General features: G+C 58.8%; 19 protein-coding genes. 10 read left to right on the top strand and 9 right to left on the bottom strand.

Features of this window, described 5'->3' with window-relative positions; genetic code table 11:
* The first annotated feature begins 102 nt into the window (after positions 1-102).
* Positions 103-1,437, top strand: a complete 1,335-nt coding sequence (locus tag A6B35_RS31635) for an ISNCY family transposase (protein WP_006199531.1) — start codon at positions 103-105, stop codon at positions 1,435-1,437.
* Positions 1,438-1,629: 192 nt separating this feature from the next.
* On the opposite strand, the gene A6B35_RS31630 is transcribed toward A6B35_RS31635, so the two are convergent.
* Positions 1,630-2,877 carry a M24 family metallopeptidase gene (locus A6B35_RS31630; RefSeq protein ID WP_006199530.1) on the bottom strand — a complete coding sequence of 416 codons (1,248 nt, stop codon included), beginning with the start codon at positions 2,875-2,877 and terminating at the stop codon, positions 1,630-1,632.
* Positions 2,878-2,914: 37 nt separating this feature from the next.
* Positions 2,915-3,097, bottom strand: coding sequence for a tautomerase family protein (locus A6B35_RS31625; protein ID WP_006199529.1), 183 nt, complete (start codon positions 3,095-3,097; stop codon positions 2,915-2,917).
* Between the two features lie 347 nt (positions 3,098-3,444).
* Here A6B35_RS31625 and A6B35_RS31620 point away from each other — a divergent pair, with 347 nt between their 5' ends.
* The 4 genes from A6B35_RS31620 to A6B35_RS35960 all read left to right on the top strand — a co-directional run bounded on the left by A6B35_RS31620 (position 3,445) and on the right by A6B35_RS35960 (position 7,825).
* Complete coding sequence (locus A6B35_RS31620) at positions 3,445-4,206, top strand: SDR family NAD(P)-dependent oxidoreductase (protein ID WP_006199528.1); 762 nt, start codon at positions 3,445-3,447, stop codon at positions 4,204-4,206.
* Between the two features lie 9 nt (positions 4,207-4,215).
* Positions 4,216-5,034: an SDR family NAD(P)-dependent oxidoreductase gene (locus A6B35_RS31615; RefSeq protein WP_063825573.1), complete on the top strand. Its 819-nt coding sequence runs from the start codon at positions 4,216-4,218 to the stop codon at positions 5,032-5,034.
* A 118-nt stretch (positions 5,035-5,152) separates the two neighbouring features.
* Positions 5,153-7,189 (top strand): hydantoinase/oxoprolinase family protein, encoded by a 2,037-nt coding sequence (locus tag A6B35_RS31610; protein ID WP_040581757.1) that lies wholly within the window; start codon positions 5,153-5,155, stop codon positions 7,187-7,189.
* Between the two features lie 228 nt (positions 7,190-7,417).
* Positions 7,418-7,825 (top strand): hypothetical protein, encoded by a 408-nt coding sequence (locus A6B35_RS35960; protein ID WP_006199524.1) that lies wholly within the window; start codon positions 7,418-7,420, stop codon positions 7,823-7,825.
* 304 nt (positions 7,826-8,129) lie between these two features.
* Here A6B35_RS35960 and A6B35_RS31605 read toward each other — a convergent pair whose 3' ends face one another.
* The 7 genes from A6B35_RS31605 to A6B35_RS31575 form a co-directional block, all read right to left on the bottom strand.
* On the bottom strand, positions 8,130-9,185 hold the full coding sequence (locus A6B35_RS31605; protein WP_006199523.1) for a GlxA family transcriptional regulator: 1,056 nt from the start codon (positions 9,183-9,185) through the stop codon (positions 8,130-8,132).
* A 171-nt stretch (positions 9,186-9,356) separates the two neighbouring features.
* Positions 9,357-10,877, bottom strand: a complete 1,521-nt coding sequence (locus A6B35_RS31600; RefSeq protein WP_040581756.1) for a trimethylamine methyltransferase family protein — start codon at positions 10,875-10,877, stop codon at positions 9,357-9,359.
* Positions 10,878-10,992: 115 nt separating this feature from the next.
* Positions 10,993-12,042 (bottom strand): quaternary amine ABC transporter ATP-binding protein, encoded by a 1,050-nt coding sequence (locus tag A6B35_RS31595; protein ID WP_006199521.1) that lies wholly within the window; start codon positions 12,040-12,042, stop codon positions 10,993-10,995.
* Positions 12,043-12,112: 70 nt separating this feature from the next.
* Entirely contained in the window at positions 12,113-13,141 is a 1,029-nt protein-coding gene (gene proX / locus A6B35_RS31590; protein ID WP_006199520.1) for a glycine betaine/L-proline ABC transporter substrate-binding protein ProX, read from the bottom strand.
* 14 nt (positions 13,142-13,155) lie between these two features.
* The gene (locus A6B35_RS31585; protein ID WP_006199519.1) at positions 13,156-14,142 is read right to left on the bottom strand and encodes an ABC transporter permease subunit; all 987 of its coding nucleotides are present in this window, start codon (positions 14,140-14,142) and stop codon (positions 13,156-13,158) included.
* Positions 14,143-14,412: 270 nt separating this feature from the next.
* Positions 14,413-15,396, bottom strand: coding sequence for a LysR substrate-binding domain-containing protein (locus A6B35_RS31580; RefSeq protein WP_006199518.1), 984 nt, complete (start codon positions 15,394-15,396; stop codon positions 14,413-14,415).
* A gap of 57 nt (positions 15,397-15,453) precedes the next feature.
* A complete protein-coding gene (locus A6B35_RS31575) occupies positions 15,454-16,497 on the bottom strand; it encodes a GlxA family transcriptional regulator (RefSeq protein WP_006199517.1) in 1,044 nt (347 codons plus the stop codon).
* A 173-nt stretch (positions 16,498-16,670) separates the two neighbouring features.
* On the opposite strand from A6B35_RS31575, the gene A6B35_RS31570 reads away from it, so the two are divergent.
* From A6B35_RS31570 to A6B35_RS31550, 5 genes are read left to right on the top strand one after another with little or no spacing between them, the layout of a single operon-like run.
* On the top strand, positions 16,671-17,375 hold the full coding sequence (locus A6B35_RS31570) for a GntR family transcriptional regulator (protein ID WP_006199516.1): 705 nt from the start codon (positions 16,671-16,673) through the stop codon (positions 17,373-17,375).
* A 38-nt stretch (positions 17,376-17,413) separates the two neighbouring features.
* Entirely contained in the window at positions 17,414-18,901 is a 1,488-nt protein-coding gene (locus tag A6B35_RS31565) for an aldehyde dehydrogenase (protein WP_006199515.1), read from the top strand.
* Between the two features lies 1 nt (position 18,902).
* Positions 18,903-19,790, top strand: coding sequence for a dihydrodipicolinate synthase family protein (locus A6B35_RS31560; protein ID WP_006199514.1), 888 nt, complete (start codon positions 18,903-18,905; stop codon positions 19,788-19,790).
* On the top strand, positions 19,790-21,130 hold the full coding sequence (locus A6B35_RS31555) for an NAD(P)/FAD-dependent oxidoreductase (protein WP_006199513.1): 1,341 nt from the start codon (positions 19,790-19,792) through the stop codon (positions 21,128-21,130). Before A6B35_RS31560 ends, A6B35_RS31555 begins: the two co-directional genes overlap by 1 nt.
* Before the next feature lie 10 nt (positions 21,131-21,140).
* Positions 21,141-22,067, top strand: coding sequence for a DMT family transporter (locus tag A6B35_RS31550; RefSeq protein WP_006199512.1), 927 nt, complete (start codon positions 21,141-21,143; stop codon positions 22,065-22,067).
* Positions 22,068-22,315: the final 248 nt, after the last annotated feature.

Below are 22,315 nucleotides of genomic sequence, written 5' to 3'. Positions count from 1 at the left end.
GAATGAATCCTGATTTTGGGCAGGCAAGGCCCGGCGGTTTCAGATACACTTCGAGATCAAGCCACTGATTCCAAAGCGTTTCTGCCACCGCCGGAGCCGACAATGCGCCAAGAACGCACCGTCCAATCCAGTGTATTTGATCTTTTCGCCCGACACGAGATCGGCTGTGAATTGAAAGCCATGTCGCAATGGCTGGACGAGCATCGCGAGCTTTTGAGCCTGGTGACGCGGGACCTGCGCCGGCACGGTCTCAAGGAGACCGGCCGCGAGGGCCTGCCGGCGGAGGCTGTGCTGCGCTGCGCGCTGCTCAAGCAGCATCGCCAACTAAGCTATCAGGAACTGGCCTTTCACTTGGAGGATTCCGCCTCGTTCCGGGCTTTTGCCCGGCTGCCATGGGGGTGGAGCCCAAAGAAATCAGTCCTGCACAAGACGATCAGCGCGATCCGGGCGCCGACCTGGGAAGAGATCAACAAAGTACTGCTGGCAAGCGCCAGGCGAGAGAAGCTGGAAAGCGGCAAGGTCGTGCGCGTGGACAGCACCGTCACCGCCGCACTCGTCCACGAGCCGAGCGACAGCAGCCTGTTATGGGACGCTGTGCGGGTGATGGTGCGGCTGTTGCAGCACGCGGATGCACTGGGCAGCGCCATCCCATGGCACGATCACTGCCGCGCGGCGAAGAAGCGGTCCCGGGCGATCGAATATACCCGCGGTCGCCCGAAACGGGTGAGGCACTACCGCGAGCTGCTCAGGATCACACGCACCACCTTGGGCTATCTCCAGCAGGCGGCTGAGCAACCGACCCTGGCGGCGAGCCCGGCCGTTGAACTGTGGCAGGCCCAAGTCCGCCACTACTGGCCGCTGATCGAGCGGATCATCGCCCAGACCGAACGGCGGGTCCTGGCAGGCGAGCCGGTCCCGGCCGGCGAGAAGCTGGTGAGCCTGTTCGAGCCGCATGCCGATATCATCGTCAAGGGCAGCCGCGACGTCGATTATGGTCACAAGATCAATCTGACCACCGGTCGCAGCGGGCTGATCCTCGATCTCGTCATCGAAGCGGGCAACCCAGCCGACAGCGAGCGTCTGCTGCTAATGCTGGAGCGCCACATCGCGTTTTACGGCGAGCCGCCGCGTCAGGCGGCGGCCGACGGCGGCTATGCCAGCCGCGCCAATCTGCGCCAAGCCAAGGCTTGGGGCGTGCGCGATATGGCGTTCCACAAGAAGAGCGCCCTCAGGATCGAAGACATGGTCAGCAGCCGCTGGGTCTATCGCAAGCTGCGCAACTTCCGCGCTGGTATCGAGGCCAGCATCTCCTGCCTGAAGCGCGCCTATGGCTTGGCCCGCTGCACCTGGCGCGGGCTCAACCACTTCAAGGCTTACGTCTGGTCCTCGGTGGTCGCTTACAATCTCGCCCTCTTCACCCGCCTCAAATCGACCTGACCCCCAGTCATCGGGCTGCGTTCAGGAGCACGCCGGCCAGCGCCGGCCGATACCCCTATGACCCCAATGCCGCCAGATCGACCCCCGGCCGCAACCTCCGTGCCCTTGTACCATCACGCGTCCGCAAAACATCGCTTCAGCAGGCCAAAGACCCCTGAAAACTCCGGGAAAACAGCCGTTTATGGACGCGCACTAGTCTAGCAGGCGGTCTTCGAACGGGTAGGACGACAGGAGTTCATACCCATCCGCTGTCACCAGGACCTGTTCCTCAAGCTTCACCCCGTCACGTTCGCCGACGGCGCCAATGTAGGATTCGACGCAAACAACCATGCCAGCTTCGAGGGTCGCCTCAAAGGCAATTGGTCCTCTAAATATCGGCTTAACTTGCGGATATTCGTCACACATTCCGACCCCGTGCATCAAGCACGTGTATGCCTGCTCGTGGAACTCTTCCGGCACCGGCCAAGCCTTCTCTTGAAGGTCTTTCATGGTGACACCGGGACGAATAAGCTTCATATTGGCGTGCAACTCGTCGTAGGCATAGCGGTAGAGTTGGCGCTGACGTGCAGTTGGACGGTCTTTGCCGTAATAAAAAGTCCGGGAAACATCGCAAAAATAACCGAATGGGCCGACCATGTCTGTGTCGAACCCAACCAGGTCGCCTGGCTCGATGACTCGCTGGGTGGCTTCCTGAAGCCATGGATTGATGCGAGGTCCAGACGCGAGCATCCGTCCCTCATGCCAGCCGCCCATGTTGGCGAGGTTGGTGTAGTTGAGGATTCCCCAGAGTTGTACTTCGGTGACGCCAGGGCCCATGCTGGCCTGCATGCGGGCGATACCATGCTCAGCCACGGCGCATGCCCACCGAATGCATTCGACCTCATCAGCCGATTTTATCACACGTGCACCTTCGGCAATGTCGACGGCGTCGATAACCTCGATTCCGCGTTGCAGCAATGCCAGGGTGATGCTCGGGTTTACATACTCAATCGCTACCCTGCGGTTCTTAGAACCGATCTCGCTCAAAAACTGAACAATGTCATCCGCGAACAGTCGGGCATTCTCCGTCAGCTCGGCGCCGCCTTCGAAAAACGAAATCGGCCGTCCGGGCCGCGATACGTCGGCGGTAGATTCATTCCCAAGCCCGGCATGTAGAACGAGCGGCCCGTCGACAGGCATAAAGACATAGGTGACGGGAATATGGGATTGAAAGAGAGGATAGACGTTGTAATCGATCGCATGGCGAAGGCTGATAGGGCTCACCAGGACGCACATGGCGACGTCTGACGCGCGCATCGCAGCCCTCAGGCGATCTTTGCGGTACTTGTCGAGCCTCTGAGCGTCTATTTCAGGCATCTGCCGGAACTGTCGCAAATCGCTCCAGTTGTCGGAAAGCAGGGACCCGTCAGGATCTTTTGAAACCAATTTGGTGTCGCTCATGGGTTCCTCGCTTGCTTTGATGGCTAGGGCCCGCGGGTTACATCCTGGACCAGAGTTTGCCGCCGGTGGCCCAGTTATTCGGGGTGTACTCGTCGAAAACAACGTGGACTTGTTCTGGCTTCAGGTTAGATTTCTCGCAGAACAACTTGGTGATCTCCGCGGCAATTTCGGCCTTCTTGTCGTCATCAGTTTTAAACGTTTCAATGTGAATGACTGGCATAACACGCTCCTATTGGCTCTGCGGATGAGCTTGATCATAGCCTGTCAGGGCTACTCCCGTATTGCGGACCAAGCCACGCAGGATGCGCAGCTACGCAAAGGGCCGCGAGAGCGAGCTATAGGCAGCGGCGAGCTGTCATTCAAATGAGTATTCCTGTCGAACCGGATAACCAGGAGTCATGAGTATGTCCGCCTGAAATTTGACAGGGTTCTGCCGTTGAGGCGCCATGACTTCAGCTTGTCCGAGGCATGACTTTTTGGTCGCTTGCGAAGGGGCGGTCTGGGGCTCTAGATCAGGAAATGTGCCGGGCGGTTCCGTCGGGCTGATTTTAGACAGGCAACCGGTATATGACCCATTCCAAAAAGATCGTTATCGTCACGGGCGCAACATCTGGAATCGGCGGCGCCATTTCGGAGGCATTTGCCTCTGCTGGGGCGACTCTGCTGCTGGTCGGCCGCGATCGAGAACGTGGTCAACGGGCTCTTGAGGTCGTCGAAAAGCTGGGTTGCACCGCGCAGCTAATGCTGGGGGACGTAGCTGACCCCGTCTTTGCTGACGAGGTGGTAAATTCTAGCGTCGAGCGCTTTGGCAAGGTCGACGTGCTGGTTAACAGTGCCGGTATCATTCGGCGTGGCAATGCGATTGACACTAGCAACGAGGACTGGCGTCAGACCTTTGAAGCAAACGTCAACGGCGTTTTCTACTTTAGCCGAGCCGCCGTGAAATCCATGCGGACCACCGGGGGCGGCAGCATCGTCAACATTGCTTCGAATGTTGGTTTGGTCGGTTGTCCTGGGCTTGTCGCCTACTGCGCTTCCAAAGGTGCGGTCGTGCTCATGACCCAGGCCATGGCCCTCGATCATGCCAAGGAGCACATTACCATCAATGCGGTCTGTCCTGGCGCCGTCGATACACCAATGCTGGTGTCGGCCCACCATAAACCTGTCACCGCGGAAGAAATCCTGCAAGGGAATGTCGATTCGATACCGCAGGGCCGCGTGGCTACCCCAGTGGAAATCGCAAGTCTAGCGCTGTTCCTCGCAAGTGACGGCGCCAGGCACATCACAGGCGTCGCTATACCAATTGATGGCGGCTTCACGGCAGGATAGGAGGACATTTTGGGCAGTCGGAGTCGGGTATCAGGCAAGGTCGCCATCGTCACTGGAGGCAATCAGGGCATAGGGCGTGCGATCGCGGAGAAGCTTGCCGAAGAGGGCGCCATTGTCGTTGTCGGCGACCTGCGCGACGATCGGTCTTCCGGTGCGCATGGCGGCGAGGGAATTACCGCTCTCACCCTTGATGTGACCAAAGAGGTATCGATCCGGACTTTCGTCGATGAAGTCCTCCAGAAGTTCGGCCGGATCGATATCCTGGTCAATAACGCCGGTCTGGTCATGCACAAGACTATTGATGACCAGACAGCTGAAGAGTGGGACCGGCTCATGGCCGTTAACCTCCGCGGGCCTTTCTTAATGGCCAAATATGTCGTCCCTGAAATGAGACGTCAGGGCGGGGGGACCATCGTCAACATAGGGTCGGTCGAAGGGTTCATGGTCAACCCATGGCACAGTGCCTATGCGGCGTCGAAAGCTGGTATTCATGGATTGACCCTCGCTCTGTCCGTGGACCTTGGTCCCGATAGCATCCGTTGCAACACAGTCTGCCCGGGCTGGATCGACACTGATCTCAATCGTGCATACGTCGAGATGCATCCAGACCGCGCCTTGATTGAGCGCGAATTGGGCCAGCTTCATCCAGTGGGAAGGATTGGCGCTCCGAAGGAGATAGCCAATGCTGTCCTATGGCTGGCGAGTGATGATTCCAGTTTTGTGAGCGGTGAAATGATCTCGGTCGATGGTGCTCGCACTAAGAAGATCTCTCTCCCGGCGATCTTGGATGAAGAATATCGTGCCAAGCTGACTAAAGTCCAGGCCTAACCGTGCGCCAGACGGCTTGCGTCAGGTTAAGCTTCCCGCAGGACTCTCTGCTAAAAATCCAGGGTCCCGCTAGCCTGCAAGGCAAGTCTAACGGACTCCCATCGAACGGCTATCCGCAGTGAGTTCGAAGCCAAAGCCAGTGTTTCTCGGGATCGATACCGGCGGCACCTATACGGATGCCGTACTGTGGTCCGAAACGGAAGGCCCGCAACAGGGACCGAACAAGGGCAAGGTGCTGGCCAAGGCCAAGGCGTTGACCACGAGGCACGATCTGGCGGTCGGCATTTCGGGCGCCGTCGACGCGGTGCTGTGCAAGGCGGGCACCAATTCGGCTGCCATCAAACTGGTCTCGATTTCGACAACACTGGCCACCAACGCACTAGTCGAAGGGCAGGGCGGTCGGGTCGCGCTTATTATGATCGGCTTCTCCGAAGCCGACCTTGCAAGAGACGGGTTGAAGACCGCTCTTGGCACAGACCCGGTGATTTTCTGTCCCGGCGGCCATGATGTTCATGGCAACACCGCCGGACTCGACCTGTCGGGTTTGCAAGCGGCACTCCCGGAACTCGGCGCCTCGGTATCCGGCTTCGCCGTCTGTGCCTATTTTGCCACCCGCAATCCAGCGCATGAAATTGCCGCTCGCAACATGATCCGCGAGAGGACCGGGCTGCCGGTCACTGCGAGCCACGAACTCTCAGCCAAGCTCGGCGGCCCTCGTCGAGCGCTGACCACACTGCTCAATGCCAGGCTGATTTCGATGATCGACCGGCTGGTCGCAGCAACCGAGGGGTTTCTCGAAGCGCGTAAGATCGTGGCCCCCTTGATGGTGGTGCGCGGCGACGGCGCGCTGGTCTCGGCGGCGTTTGCTCGCCAGCGGCCCATTGAGACCATTCTTTCCGGGCCGGCCGCCAGCCTGGTCGGCGCCCATCACATGACCGGCCTCGACAACGCCGTCGTTTCTGATATTGGCGGCACCACTACTGACGTCGCCGTGCTCGACAGGGGCCGACCGCGCCTTGACCCGGAGGGGGCCACTGTCGGTGGCTTCCGCACCATGGTCGAGGCTGTCGCAATGCGCACCTTCGGCCTTGGCGGCGATTCCGAAGTGGCGCTGGAGGATGGGGCGCTAATTCCACAAATCCTGCTTGGGCCGCGCCGCCTGGTGCCTTTGGCGCTTGCCGGTACGACGCATAGCGAGGCCGTTGTGGGGGAGCTCGAACGCCAATTGCGCACCCCCAATCCCAGCCGCATGGATGGCCGCTTCGCGGTGCGCACAGGCGTGCCAGATCGGCTTGCAACTGGCCTTACCGCACCTGAAAGCCGACTCTACGAGGCTATTGGTAATATGGCCGTCGCTTTGGACAAGCTTCTTACCTCAAACGCCCAGAACGCCACGCTCAACAGGCTGGTGTCGCGCGGTCTGGTACATGTCGCCGGCTTTACCCCGTCGGATGCTGCCCATGTGCTGGGCAGGCAAGCGAATTGGGACCCCCTCGCTGCCCGGCTCGGCGCCGAATTGTTCGCCCGCAAACGTGACGGCCGGGGCCACCCGGTTGCTGTGTCCCCGGAGGCGTTTTCGGAGCGTGTACTGCTTACGCTGACCCGCTGGTCGGCCGAGGTCATTCTGGAGACGGCTTTCACCGAAGACGGGCTCGATGGCGCTTCGACGGTGGCACATGCCCTGGTTCAACGCGCTGTCGACGCACATCCCGGCATCGCCCGCTTAAGCGTCGCGCTCGACCGCCCGGTCATAGGCCTGGGCGCCTCCGCGCCGTTGCACTATGCCGGGCTGCCGCCCTTAGTCGGCAATGACTGCGTCGTGCCGGAAGATACCGATGTCGCCAATGCGCTGGGCGCGGTCGTCGGGCAGGTGCGCGTGTCGGCCGAGGCACAGGTCAGCCAACCCAAAGAAGGACTCTTCCGCCTCGCCTCTGGGGGTAGAGTTCGCGATTTCCTTGATGAACCATCGGCCATCGCCGCCGCAGAGGCCGATGTCCGCGCCCTCGTCGTGGGGACGGCTAGGGATGCAGGCACCGACAGCGCCGAGATTGAGGTCACCATCGAATATCGGGTTTCGACCGTGGAAGGTCAGCGTCTCTTCATCGAGGCACAGGTGTTAGCGGTCGCGTCGGGAAGACCCAGGATAGCGGTTTAGCCCGCAACAGTGTTGACGGAATTCCGGCCGGAAACGGAGCGCACGTTTCCTTGAAATTGTTATAGCGCAAGCAACCCGCCAAAAAGGAACAGCGTCGGCCTGCCAAGCAGAAGCGAAATCGGGGTGTCCCTGCCAACTTTCAGTTCCGGTGGCGAGGCGCTCAGAGACCTAGGCTGCGCAGCTGCTTGGCGTCACTCGCGCGGGTCGCAGGTTACCTCGAAGCGCTCCATGCAACTTGGCCGCCGTAAGACGGTATTGGTTAAGCTGCGCTTCGACGGCGCCTTCAGCGTCGCCATCCACGGCGCGCACGGCGATCATCCGATGCCCGCCTATCTCATCGCGCTCGGAATCATCCTAGGAGATCAGCCTTTAGCGGGGGGCCTGATCGGAGAGCTGGTCGCCAATCGGTCAGCCAGTGCGAGCGGCCACCGACGATCAGCGCCCGGTGAAAAGGCCCGGCGCAGATTCTCCCATTCCGGATTGTTGGAGGACGGAACCTCCGGCAGAGGACGCTTGGCGCGCCAGCCGGTGCAAAGCCAGCACCAACTGCTCTTCCCATTCGCCGATTCGGTTGACGCGTCAGCTCATCCAGCCGGCAGCGCATGGGGGTCAGTTCCTCCAGCACTTGAGCGCTAACCGGCATGATGCATTGGCTGTCACATACGCCGAGCAGAAGATCGTCGCGAAGCTGTTGATAGACCGTAGTGGTGAGTGTGCATTTAGGCGCGCGCCTTCGCTCATGTCGCCAGATCCGTAAGCCACAATGACTCCCAATAGCTACCCGATGCTCCGAAAGCCTAGAACGGTTTGCCGTTTCCATGAGCAGTGGACGCTCTAATCAGTTCCGCGTAGGGCACCCAGCCCTCCGACGTCAAGCCGCCTATTGCGAGGCCTAAATGAGAATGAACGCCGAGCCTTCCGGCGGTCGTTAGCAGTTGTGTCAACCAAGGCCGGGTCCGACCCACGCTGGTAGCGCAATACGGCATTGCTGTGGTGACACGCCATGGAAGGTCCTGAACGACTTTGCGAAGTGCGAAGCAGACATGAAGCCGCAGGCCATTGCGATATCGATAATCGGCAAGCTCGTGCCCTCGATCAGGCGTTTGGCGTGCTCGACACGCACGCGCAGGTAATGGCGCACCGGAGGCATATGGACGTGGGCTGCAAACAGCCGCTCCAACTGACGTCGTGATATGCCAACGCGCCGGGAAACTTCCGTCATACTTAAAGGGTTTTCCACGTATTCTTCCATGATACGCATTGCCATCAGCAGCTTGTCGCTCGCGCCGGCGAACGCAAGGCCGGTTGGTCCCGTCTGACGGTTCGAACCAGACCGTTGCCCGTCAACCGTTGCGTATCGGCAGATCTCCTGGGCGATCGTTCCGCTGACATGGCCGGAGATCAGATCGACGGCGAGGTCAAAGGCCGCCAGTTCCCCTGCGCAGGTGGCAAATTGGCCGTCTTTTACGAACAACGCATCCCGCGCCTGCGTCTGTTGGAACATCTCCGAGAATGCGGCCAGTCTTGACCAATGAATCGTGCAGCGCGTACCCGATAGCAGACCTGTCTGCGCCAGAAGCCAGGGTGCTGTGCCTAGTGCCGAGATTGGAATCCCGCGGCGTGCGAATGTCCGTAAGACGTTAGTTATCTGGGGCGGCAGGCGCGGGCTCACGGGTTCCCCGGCTATGATCGCCAGGTGGTTTGGTGCCTTCCCACCGATGCAAACGTCCAGGTCGTCGACGGTCATATCTACCGCCACCGAAAGCCCGCTCGCGCCCACGACCGGCCGTGCGTCAAGTCCTGCTATGCGCCACCGGAACAACGCCAGCTTTGAAAGCACATTGGCAATGCGGAATGGTTCGATGAACGCGTGGAGTGCCAATTGCGAAAAGCCGGGCAGGACAAGAACAACCAGGTCGACAGGCTGGCCGCCGCGCATGTGGCTGTCAAATGTGGACAAAGCCTTCATGGCATTCATGTCGGGAGGTGCGTTCATCAGCTTCTTCCATACCTTTCGCAGGGGATGGCCGGCCTGTGGACAGACAGCCTTGGTGGGACTTCAGCTAACTGGGACGTTTCGCAATCCGTGCCGGTCGCGCACGAAACTGCACGACGACACTGCGGATGTCTCGACCAGACATTGGTACCTGCGACCTTCGGCTGCCGCTTAGAGGACGGCGTCGCCGATCAGGAGTTCCTTGCGCTTCATGAACTCGAGTAAGGCTTCATCAATAGCTTCGTCTAGTGGCGGGGCCTGATACTCCCTCAGCGCTTTTGCAGCCGCGTCGCGTCCCCGTGTGTCGGCGTCCCTTGCGCCTGCGAACGACCATTGCTCAAAGCTGTCGTGGTCCATCAGATCGGGTACGAAAAAGGCCTGCTCGAAGTTCTTCAGCGTGTGGGCGGTCCCGAGATAATGGCCGCCGGGCTCGCTCTGGCGGATCGCATCAAGCGACTCATCCAACTCGCTTTTCACCAAGCCCTGTCCGAGCTTGTAGAACATTACCATCTGCTCTGCGTCGAGCATGAACTTGCTATAGCTCTGAGTGAGGGCTCCCTCGAGATAACCGGTGGTCGAAAGAACAAAGTTCGCGCCGGCGATCAGTACGCCATACATGTTGCGGGCTGCTTCATACCCGGCTTGGGCATCGACGAGCTTGGAACTCGTGCACATGCCGCTGCAGCGCCAGGGGAGCTTGTAGCGCCTCGCCAACTGACCGACCAACATGTTCATGTGGTCGATTTCCGGCGTTCCAGCCATGGGCGCCCCGGTTTTCATGGAGACCGTAGCCAGCCACTGTCCATAGATTGCCGGAGCTCCCGGCCGGACGACTTGAGCGAAGGCTACGCCGGCAAGCGCCTCGGCGTTGAGCTGTGCCACCGCGCCGATGGTACTCGCCGGGGTGCTGGCGCCCGCAAGGACAAACGGGGTGAACAGGATTGCCTGATTGCTCGCGGCGTAGACTTTGACCGCGTCGAGCATCGTTGAGTCCCATACCAGCGGCGAGTTGCAATTCGCTATCGATACCGTGACGGTGTTATCGTGGACAAATTCGTCGCCGAAAACGATCTTGGCCATTGAAACAGTGTCCTCTGCCCTCTCTTTAGAGGTGACGGCGCCCATGAACGCTTTGTCCGAGTATTTTATCAGGCTGTAATTCATATGCAGGTGACGCTTGGGAACTGCCACGTCCATTGGCTCGCAAAGGACGCCGCCGGTCATGTGCATGGCCGGCGCTTGATAGGCAAGCTTTGCAAAATTCACGAAATCGGCGATCGTCGAGTTTCGCCGCTTGCCTTCTAGGTCCAGCACGTTTGGAGAGCCATACGCGGGGGTGAAAATTGTCCTTCGGCCGCCAAGGGTGACTGTCTTTGCCGGATTGCGGGCGTGGACAGTAATCGACTCGGGAGCCTTCGCGACAAGATCCATCAACAGGTGACGGTCTATCCTGACACGCTGTTCGGTAACGTCGGCGCCGGAAGCCTTCCACAGCGCAATGGCCTCGTCGTCACGAAACTCAATGCCAATTTCTTCGAGGATCTGCATGGAGTAGTCATGAAGACGCTCCAGTTCGTCCGCGCTTAGCAAATCCATGTAAGGCAGGCCGCGGTCCATCGGGGGCATATATGTAACTGCCCGCTCCGAACGCATCTTCTGCCGGGCGTCCCGGCCACCGGGTCGTGCAGACATAGCTTAATCCTTAGTTGATGTTAGAATAGAATATAGATCAGCAATCTGCGGAAAACTAACAATAAATAGTCATCCACGTCATGAAGTAAGGTTATGGCGGGTGAGTGTCGGGCCGCTAAAGCCTATCCTCAATGCCTTTGAGCAGGGAGGATGCAGTGACGATTCCAACGTCGGCGCCGGACTCATCAGTTACAACCAGCGGCTTGTTCCCATTTGTATTTGACAACGCCACCAGCTCCTCTATCCCAATGTTCAACATGACCCTCGGAGCATCGGCGAGCGCCGTGCCTCCGACACTCGAATATCCGCTGAGGGGTGAAATGACAGAGGCGGCCGTCAGGAGCTTGAGACGACTGCTTCCCTGGACAAACTTCTCGACGTACGGATCCTGCGGGTTTCCAATGATGTCATCCGCAGAGCCGATCTGCAGCATTTTGCCGTCCTTCATGACGCCAATCTGATGACCCAGGCGCACCGCCTCGTCCAAATCATGTGTGATGAAAAGTGTTGTTTTCCGAAGCTTGCTTGACAGCTCCTTGAACTGGTCTTGCAACTCCCGACGAATAAGTGGATCGAGCGCCGAAAAAGGCTCGTCCATCAGCAAGATGGCCGGGTCAGCCGCTAGCGCACGGGCCAATCCGATCCTCTGTTTCATTCCCCCGGACAGTTCGTCCGGATAACGATCCCCCCAACCGGCAAGCTGCACCAGCTCCAGCTTTTCCTCAGCGATATCGTAACGGCGGCGTTTCGGAACGCCTCGTAGCTCTAGACTTAATGCAACATTGTCCCGCACGGTTCGATGCGGCAACAGCGCCACGTTCTGGAATACCATTCCAATCGATTGAGCCCGCAGCTGGCGCATCTCCGCCTCGGACTTCAGATTAATGTCCTCACCGCCTACAATGATCTGCCCAGCGCTAGGTTTGATTAGCCGGTTGACATGCCTGACTAATGTCGATTTACCGCTTCCGGACAAACCCATGACGCAGAATATCTCTCCAGCCTTGACCTTGAAAGAAACGCCGGCCACCGCAACGACACAGCCGTGCTGTTCAAGGAGAGCGTCCTTTGAAAGATAATCCCTCTGGATGCGAGCCAGATCGTACTTTGCAGTCGATCCGAAAACCTTCCACACATCCCTGAACTCGATGGCGTGAGCAGTCAAAATCCGTCTCCAGGTTTCCGGCCTACCGTGGGGCAGAGCTATTCTGCCGGATGAGTTCTATCCTTGATGGTTATTTGGAAGCGAGCTTGGCCTGGGCGATCCATTTGTTCCACTCGTCGAGATGGGCCTTCTTCCAATCTTCAGCATGCCGACGAATGTCGTCATTCGACTTCTCTCCCTTGTGAATCAGCAGGTTCTCGCTGTCGATGTCTTCAATCGGAATCTGGACTTGCTCGAACCACTTGTTTGCGACGGGATTTTTCTCAAGAAACGCCGTGTTAGCGAACACGTGGTGTGTGTTCACAGTAAAGCCCAGATTGCCTATGCCGGCGACTGCCGTCTCTGCCCCGGCCTGTTCATCGGGCAAAGCCGTGAAGGGAACCGTGAGCCATGATACATTCTCGCCATGGCGGAGAATGCCGTTAATCCAGGTAGGGGTCCAACCGTAGTACAACACCGGTTTGCCCTCTTTGACCCGTTCGATCGCATCGGCGATCAAAGCGAAGTACTCGCCCTGGTTATGCGTTACCGTGTCCCTCAGCCCGTAAGCATCCAGATGATGCTCGATAATGCGCTCACACCCCCAGCCAGGCTCACAACCGTAGAGATCTGCTTTGCCATCTCCGTCAATATCGAAAAGCTTGGCAATCTTCGGATCTTTCAACTGATCGATGCTTTTGATGCCGTACTTGTCGGCCGTAGCTTTATCAATCGAGTAGCCCTGAATTGAATTTCTCGCCAAGGTGCCCACCCGATGGGCTTTCGCGTCTCCACCAGCTTGGTTTGCAAACGCTGTATGCAGGGGGTACCAGTGCGGAGTGTAGTAATCAGCATCGCCATTTGCGACGGCCACATGGGCAACTGCAACCTGGGACTGTGCCGGTTCTTCGACTGTATACCCTAGATCATCAAGCCCAAGCTTTACCACGTAGGACTCGAATAGTTCTTCGGCGATCCCGTTATACATCGGCTTCACTGTGGCGCCCTTACCCGGCAGATCTTCCGCGGCCACATATCCGGACGTCAACATCATTGTGCCGAACACCGTGACGGCGACGGCGAGTGTCCTAAGGGCCGAAGTGATTGTAAACTGGCTCATTGTTGCTCCCGCTGTTATGAATTTGACACTTGTTGCCGGTCACTTCGCAATTGCTCGCGGCTTGCCGGACGGGCAGCGAGGGTTCTGACCACAGCTGTGACGATCCCAGCAGGGCCGCGGTTGTACCAAGCTACGTGAGCGAATTGCCTGCTGCTGGTCATGGCTGATTGGGTGAGGCGATCCAAGATGATTGCCAGGAGAACAATCCCAATTCCGCCGGTTGCGGCCTGGCCGACATCCAGCCGGCCGATGCCCCGTAGGACCATTTGTCCCAACCCGCCCACGGCGATCATCGACGCAACCACAACCATCGCGAGCGACATCATCAGCGTCTGGTTGACGCCCGCTAAAATGCTCGGCAACGCCAGCGGCAACTGCGCCTTGAAGAGAAGCTGGCTGTCGGAGGCGCCAAAGGCGCGCATCGCCTCCACCACCTCTTCGGAGACCTGTTGGATACCTAGCGTCGTCAGCCTTATGACCGGCGGCAAGGCAAAAACGATGGTTACGATAACCCCCGGCACATTGCCGATGCCAAACAACATAACAACCGGGACGAGATAGACGAATGACGGAATCGTTTGCATTGTGTCGAGGATTGGCCTGCAGATTGCAGCAGTCCGAGCGCTCCGCGCCGCAAGCACGCCCAACGGGATGCCAACGATCGTGCAGAAAAGGACCGCCGTAAAAACAAGAGAGAGCGTGGTCATGGTCTCTCCCCAGATGCCGAGGAGGCCGATGATGATCAGGAGGCCTGCTGTCTGGACGGCCAGCCGCCAACCGGAAAGCTGCCAGGCAATAAGGCCAACGATGACAATTGCGATGACGGGCGGAATGCCGTTGAGAACAGCTGCGAACGTCGTCAGGAGCTGGTCAATAGGCCATTTAACACTCTGAAAAAATGGTCGGTAGTTTTGTACAATCCAACCCAAGCCGTCGCTGACCCAGTGGTCAAACGGTAAATGCCAGCTTTTAAACGGGTTCAGGATATCTTCAGGCTTCACCAAACTTCCTTTCAGCCAGGCTTATCACGTCCCTGCGCCTCGGTTGTCCGCCAGGCGGGTTATCCAGACGAAGCCTTTTTGCGCGACGACATGTTCGCGCGGTTAGGCCGCCCCAGGATCTTCGTCGATGCTTGGCTCCCATGGTAACTGGGCGGTCAGCCCAGCATGAGGGTATTCCCTCTTAATGTTGCCGAAACGCTAGCGAGGGAGCGCTTTCGGTACAACGGTATAAAAAGTCATGCGCCGCAGGACTAAATGTTATCGCGCAAATCAGCGTCCTGTTCCCTTGCTATGCGCAAAAGCGGATGTCTCGATACCAACTTCCGTTGGGGTGGGCGAAGGATTGAGGTCTACCACTTGGGCCATCAGCCAGTTGCGAAAGATCTGGACGTCTTCCCGTTCGATCGCTGTATCAGGTATGACCAAATGATGTTTGCGCCCGGTCAGGCAGCTTTCCGGCAGGGGCCTGATTAGGGAGCCTTCATTCAGGAAATCGTTGACCAAATGACGCCAGCCTAACCCGATTCCGTGGCCTCTGATCACAGCCTGCATCATCGTCGGGTAGTTGTTAAACGTAATGACGCGTTTGAAATCGGATGAAACGCCGAACTGTCCAAGCCAATGCACCCAGTCAAAGGGCGACCACGGATAAGCGGACCAATGCTGATCATCCATCACCAGGAGGACCTCGTTGACGAGGTCCTCAGGGGTCAAAATGGGCGCGTGGGGCTGATAGGACTTACTGCAGACGGGAAAAACTTCCTCCCCGAAAAGCTCGGTGGCGGTGAAGCCAGGCCGCGCCAAATAACCCATAACGACTGATACATCAAAGCCATCCGTGGCCGGCGACGGGCTGCGCTCAAGGGAAACCAGATGGAGGTCGACGTCTGGGTTGTTCGCCACGAAATCGCCGATGCGATGGCTCATAAAGAGAGTAGCGAACGACATGGGCATGCCGACGGTCAGCCGTCGCGCCTTTTCCCTCCTTTTCACGCTGTCGAAGGCCGCCGCAATATGCGCGAGGCTGAGCGTGGCAGCTTCGAAGAGCTCCTCGCCTGCGGGAGACAGGGAAACCTTCTGGTTACCCCGGTTGAAGAGCTGGATGTCGAGGTGGTCCTCAAGGGTGAGGATATGGCGGCTAACTGCCGCTTGGGTCACGGACAGCTCATTGGCGGCTTTGGTAAAACTGAGATGACGTGCCGCAGCCTCGAAAGCGCGAAGCGCGCTCAGCGGCAGCCGTCGATAATTAGACATGGATTTTCGTCACCCAAATAAGGCCATTCGCGGGCCGCAAAACTGTCGAGGACCCTATCATACAGTTTGGCGCAAATTTGTCTCTTTTCGAACGGCACGTTGGAGGGGACCCTCCTGTGCACCGCATTCGGCGTCCGATGGGGGCTGCTCGTTACCCTCCGAACGCCTCCAAACCGATGGCGACTGGCCATAAACGGTACGAAAGACCCTGCCGAAGTGTGAAGCATTCTCGAACCCCGCAGCAACCGCGACGTCGATCAGGGGTGCATTGCCTGTCCGGAGCAACTGCTTGGCACGTTCAAGCCTTATGCGCCTGTAAACGAGCGCAGGAGAGCTCTGCAGCTCCGTGAAAAACAGGCGTTCGAGTTGTCGCCTTGAAATGCCCAATGCGGCGGCCAGTCTGGAGATCGACAGGACATTCTCCACATTCTGTTCCATTAGGATCAGTGCGGCGCGAAGTTTCGGACTATGGATTTCGAGCTCGAGCGGTCTACGCGGCTGTACCCACTGCGCTCCGCGGACCCTGTCGATTTGCAGGACCTCGAGCGCATTTCGTTCGGCCGCCTCACCAATATGCCGCCGCACCAGTGCCGCCGCCAAGTCGGCTGTGCTGCTGCCCCCCGCACATGATCCCCGAGTGACATCAAGGGTATAGATTCTGTCAGCTTGGACCCGGAGGCCAGGAAATCGCTCTCGGAAGTCGACGTAATGCAGCCAGCTTACACACGTCTCATGGGCAGTCATGAGGCCGGCTTCCGCTAAGATAAATGTCCCGGTGCAGACTCCAATCAGGCACGCGCCTCTCGCTGCGGCTTCCCGAAGATACTGTATCGTCCGACTGTCGACTGCCTGGCTGTCGGACAACCGGCCTCCGACGACAACGATGTAATCAAACTCCATCGGATCTTGAAGCGACGACGTCGGCGACACCTGTACGCCGCAACTTGCGCTAACCAGATGTCGGGTGTCCGACAATACCTCCCAGTCGGCTTTGACCCTGCCGGATCTGTCCGTTTCATCGCTGGCGAGGCGAAGCGTATCAATGAACAGAGCAAATGCGGTCAACGTAAATGAGCGGGCCAGAATGAACCCGACCTTCAACCGGACGGAGGAAGCTTGCCTGCCGCGTGGGGATGAATGAAACACAGTCGATGCTCCGGCCGATGCCGACCTGGGTGACACCTCAAGTCGCTGTTCCAAGGGTTATGTCACATTCTTATCTTGACTTATGATCTTTGTCTACAATATGTCTATCTACAAAAAAGGGACTCGCAATGAACCTTGATGAGCAGCCAGCGTCGACGGACCGCAAGGGCCTTCTCGCTGAAACCTTGGTGCACCGCATTCTGACCATGCAGCTCGAGCCTGGGGCAGTTTTGGATGAGGTTGCACTGAGCGAGGAATTCGGCCTGTCCCGCCCTCCCGTCCGCGAACTCATGCGTCAGATGGCCGGTGAAGGATATGTCGACCTCGAGGCCAATCGTGCTGCGCGAGTATCCGTGATGTCCTATCAGACTCTTCGAGACTTCCTGATCGTCGCGCCCATGATCTACGTTGGAACGACGAAACTCGCGGCGGTGAACCACAGTGCGGGGGATCTTGCGGTCCTCAAGCAGACCCAGCGCAAATTTCGGCAATCCATAGCGGACGGTGATGTTGAGAGCAGGGTGATTTTCAATCACCAGTTCCACCTGACCATCGGCAGGATGGCACACAACCCGTACTTGCTACCCAGCCTCAAGAAGCTGCTCATCGACCATGCGCGGATCGGCAAAATCTTTTACCGCCAGAACGGCGGCCCGCGGATTCAGAAAGACCAGGAAACCGCGGCCCTGCAGCACGATCAGATGATCGATGCCATTGAGGGCCACGATGCAGAGCGTGCCGGCGAGGTGGTCCGCGCTCATCTTGAAATATTCCGCAGCGACGTCGCGCTCTACGCGGTGCCGAGCGGCATGCAGGGTGAACTGGAAGGCTAATTATTGTCAGTGTCAGTGGGACACGAGGGAGAACAGAAATGCTGAACAAAGTCGACTACAAGACGCAGGCAAAGGCACTCAAGCTGCCCACCAAAATGATTGTGGACGGGGAGGCGGTCACCGCACTTTCGGGCAAAACGTTCCCAACCCTCAACCCGGCGACGGGGGAAATTCTGGCTGAGCTTCCGGCCGCGGCCTCGGCCGACGTGGACAAGGCGGTCGCAGCGGCCCGACGGGCCTTCGAAGACGGCCGGTGGTCAAAGCTGCCGCCGGCAAGCCGGAAAAAGGTACTCCTCCAACTGGCCGCTGTCATCGAAGATAACGCACTTGAGCTCGCCCTGATGGAAAGCGTGGACAGCGGCAAAACCATCAATGACTGCATCAACATCGACGTGCCTGAGGCAATTAACAGCCTCAGATGGCACGCCGAAGCTGTCGACAAGATCTACGACCAGGTCGCCCCGGCCAATGACGCAACGCTCGGCCTTATCGTGCGAGAACCTATCGGCGTTGTTGGTCTGGTCCTCCCGTGGAATTTTCCCCTTCTGATGCTGGCGTGGAAGATTGGTCCGGCACTTGCCGCGGGTTGCACGATCGTGGTCAAGCCCGCTGAAGAGACGTCGCTTACCACATTGCGGATTGCAGAGCTCGCGCTGGATGCCGGCATTCCTGCCGGCGTCTTCAACGTCTTGACCGGCGACGGTCCGGACGTCGGTGAACCGATCGGCCGGCATCCCGATATCGACGCCGTTTCGTTCACTGGCTCGACCGAAACCGGGCGCCGCTTCCTGAAATATTCCTCGGAGAGCAACCTCAAGGAGGTGGTGCTTGAGATGGGTGGCAAGAACCCATGCATCGTCATGGATGATGTGCCCGATCTCGACGCCGTGGCCGCCCATATTGGCAATGGAGCGTTCTGGAACATGGGTCAAAACTGCTCGGCAATATCGCGGGTGTTTGTCCATAATGACGTGAAGGACCGCCTTCTTGAGAAGCTCACCGTGGTTGCAAAGTCATGGACGGTTGGCGATCCGCTGGATCCGGAAACCCGCATCGGGCCACTGATCTCTGCGACCCACTTTGGGAAAGTCAGCGGCTATCTCGGCGGGGAGGGCAGGGTGGTGACAGGTGGAAAGGCCTTCAACGGCACCACGATCGAGCCGACCATTATGGAGTTCGGCCAGCATGACGGGAAACACGTGCGGCAGGAGATCTTTGGTCCGATCGTGTCCGTGGTCGGCGTCAACTCCCTGGCTGAAGCCGTCTCCCTCGCCAACCAGACCGAATACGGACTCGCGGCCTCGATCTTTACCGCGGACGGGACGCGGGCGCTGCGGGCCGCCCGGGCGCTCAAGGCAGGTACCGTCACCGTGAACTCGTACGGTGAGGGGGACGCTTCGACCCCATTCGGCGGCTATAAGCAGTCGGGTTTCGGCGGGCGCGACAAGTCCCTGCACGCTCATGATCAGTATACCCAGACCAAAACGCTCTGGATTGACCTGAGCGGCTCAAATGAAGGTTTCTGAGATGTCATCATTCGCATTTTCTGGTCTCAATCTCGCGATCACGGCGCCATTTGACGCAAACGGCCGCATCGATATCGTGCGGTTCGAGGAACTCATCGAGCGCCATCTTGCCGTCGGCGTCGACGGATTCGTGTTCAGCTCCGGTACCGGTATGCACGCCTACCTCACCACGGAGGAGTCGCGGGCTCTTGTCGAACGCGGCGCGCGCGTCGTTGCCGGTCGGGCGAAAGTGATAGCCCAGGCCTCCGCGCTCCTTACAGCCGACGTCGTCGAAAGAACACGATTTGCGAAAGATGCCGGGGCAGACGGGGTAATGGTGCTACCGCCATTCTTCGAGGGCCCGTCGGACGACGACAGCGTCTTTGAATTCTACAGCGAAGTCGCCGGGGTCGGTTTGCCCATCATTGGCTACAATGTGCCCCAGGCGGTTGGAGTGCGGATCACACCGCAGCTGCTGCAAAGGCTCTGCGAACTGCCCGAATTTCAGGCGGTCAAGGACAGTAGTGGTGATCTGGTCGGCCAAGTCAGGTTGATCGGCACCGGCCTGAATGTCATCAACGGCGCTGACCCGCTGGTGCCATTCTCGCTATTCGCAGGCTGCTCCGGCTTGATTTGGGGCGGTGCGAACATTGCCCCGCGAACTTGCGTTGCCATCGTCAGGGCCGCGCAGGAAAAGAGATGGGACGACGTCCGGTCCCTGTGGCAGCTCTTGGAGCCAATCATGGCTCTCCTCTGGGATGGTGATTATGTACCGAGCGTGTATGCGGCGTCCGAAATCACCGGATATGGGGGCGGCAGCGCCAGGAAGCCGTTCCGGCCGCTTTCCGCGGACCGCATCTCGGCCCTTCGCATAGCGCTTGGACCTCTGGTTGAGCAAGAAGCAGTATAATGGCCAGCGGCAGAGTCTTTCAGGCACGTCGCCTCCCGGCTCATGGTGTTCAGTCCGGCTGGGACGCTTTGCTCCCAGCCAGGACTCCCACGACAGAGCTCGATCGCACAATCTCTGTCGACGTCGCCATCATCGGCGCAGGGTTTGCGGGTCTGTCAGCCGCCGTGCGCCTCGCCGAACTGGATCCTAAGCTCTCCATCGCCGTTATTGACTCTGACGAAGTTGGGCACGGGGCAAGCGGTCGCAATTCTGGATTCCTCATCGATCTGCCACACGACATTTCATCAGGCAACTTCGGGGCCGACGCAGTTGCCAAAAGCCGCGATGAAATCTTCGTGGCTCGGACTGCGATCCAACAATATGCGCGGCTGGCAGAGGTCCACGGGTGGGACAACGACGTCTTCGATGCGAGCGGCAAATACAGCGTGGCCATGACAGATGGCGGAACGGAGCATCTCGAAGCCTATTCCCTGCAACTTAAGTCGCTTGACGAACCGAACCAGCTTCTGGGTCGAGGCGAGATCGAGAAGGTCACCGGCACGCCAGCCTTCAAATCGGGACTCTTTACGCCCGGAGCGGTCATGGTGCAGCCGACGGCTTTGGTAAGAGCCGTGGCCGCGGTGTTTCAAGAGCCGGTCAAACTTTATGAACGGACGCCAGCGCTCAGCATCGAAAGCTTTTCCGGCGGCTGCAAGGTAAAAACCCCAAAAGGAGAGGTGAGGGCAGGGCGAGTCATTTTGGCTACCAACGGCCATGCCGAGAGCTTTGGATTCGGTCGCGGCGAGCTTCTCCACGTCTTTACGCACGCCTCACTGAGTGAGCCGTTTGATCCCGCCACACTGGGCGGTCTCCGCAAATGGGGAGCCACGCCCGCTTCCCCGATGGGGACGACGGTGCGGCGCATCAACGGCCCTGACGGCGACCGCATTCTCATCCGCTCGCGCTACACATATCATCCAACGATTGAGGCGAGCGACGCAACAATCAAGGGAGCAGGGGACCTGCACGACCGCAAATTCGCAGACCGGTTTCCGTCGCATCGGCACCTGAAGATGCAGTACCGCTGGGGGGGCGCCATGGCCCTTACGCGAAACACGGTGCCCCTGTTTGGCCAAGTCGCTCCTGGAATATTCGCTGCTTGCGCATGCAACGGCATCGGTGGGACCAAGTCGACCGCTGCAGGCATTGCCGCAGCCGAGCTCATCGTTGGACACCAGTCGAGACTGGGTGACATCTTCCACGCCTTTGCTAAGCCACAGACCTTGCCCCCACGCCCATTTGTCGACGTTGGGGCCCGACTGAACCTGGCCTACAGGGAATGGCGCGCGGGACGCGAATAGGCGTCCGTGCATGACCAGGCGGTATCCGTTCTCCCTATTGGATCTTGGCCTCGTCGCCATGTGGAGCTCCGGGTATGTCGGAGCCAAACTGGCGGCCGAGACCCAGTCAGTATACCTCGTCCTGTTTTGGCGTTTCCTGCTGGTGGCTCTGCTGCTTGCGCCAGCATCGATCCGCCACATCACCATGGGAGGCGGCGTCCGCGCCGTGTGGCTGAACGGAGTGCTTGGTGTCTGCGGCATGTTTATGCAGATTGGTTGTGCCGTGGTCGCAGTCGGGATGGGGATGTCGGCGGGCACAGTCTCGATCATCTATGCGACGCAACCGCTCCTGACCGCCGCCCTGGCAGACCCGGTTCTCGGCGAACGTGTTTCCCGCCGGCAATGGATCGGTCTTGCCATCGCATTTGCAGGGGTCTGGATCGCCAGCGGGGGCCAGTCGGCCCCGCCGCTGACCTACCTTTTAACGGCACTAGGAACGTTCGGCCTGGTTGCAGCGACGCTGATCGCGAAGGTAACAAATGATGCGACCCCCATCCTCCCGTCTATAGGCATCCAAAGCAGCTTTTGCGCAGCCTTGTTTATGCTATTGGCGATTGCCGACGTAGGCCTGCGCCCACCATTCCAGGATCCTACGTTCTGGTTCGTGGTGGGGTGGTTTATCGTGTTCTCGACCTTTGGGGCCTTTAGCTTCTACTGGATGTGCCTGCGGCGCTCGTCGGCAGTTCACGTTGGCACTGTGCTTTATTTAACACCGGTCTTTGCTGTTGCCGTGACCTGGCTTTTCTTCGATGAACCGCTGACTTTGGCGAAGCTTTGTGGTCTGGCGATCTGTCTCGCCGGTGCAGCCATCTCGTTAAGCCGCCCCATTGCGATTGTGCCACCGCTGACTGTCGGTCAGGGGCTCGCAAAGCCGTTGGACGCGCACGATTTAACCTAAGTATATTATCCGAACTAAACAAATTGAGATATCTAAGAATTACGCAGGCGTTGGTGCCTTGCGTTCGGTGCATCGGAGGTTCGAAGAATTTCCACAGTCAGCGCCTGCCATCTTGCCTGCTGACCAGTTGTCAATCCAGATAACTCCGCCTCCGATAATGACGCGGCTAGATCGATCTGCGCCGTCATTGACCGGTGCTACGAACATAAGCGCCAGAAAATTCTGTAAGTAGCTCCATACCTTCATCT

The sequence above is a fragment of the Mesorhizobium amorphae CCNWGS0123 genome, assembly GCF_001686985.1.
Classification (GTDB): Bacteria; Pseudomonadota; Alphaproteobacteria; order Rhizobiales; family Rhizobiaceae; genus Mesorhizobium; species Mesorhizobium amorphae.
The sequence above is the reverse complement of the archived record's forward strand: the minus strand, read 5'-3'. Positions and strand labels throughout refer to the sequence as shown.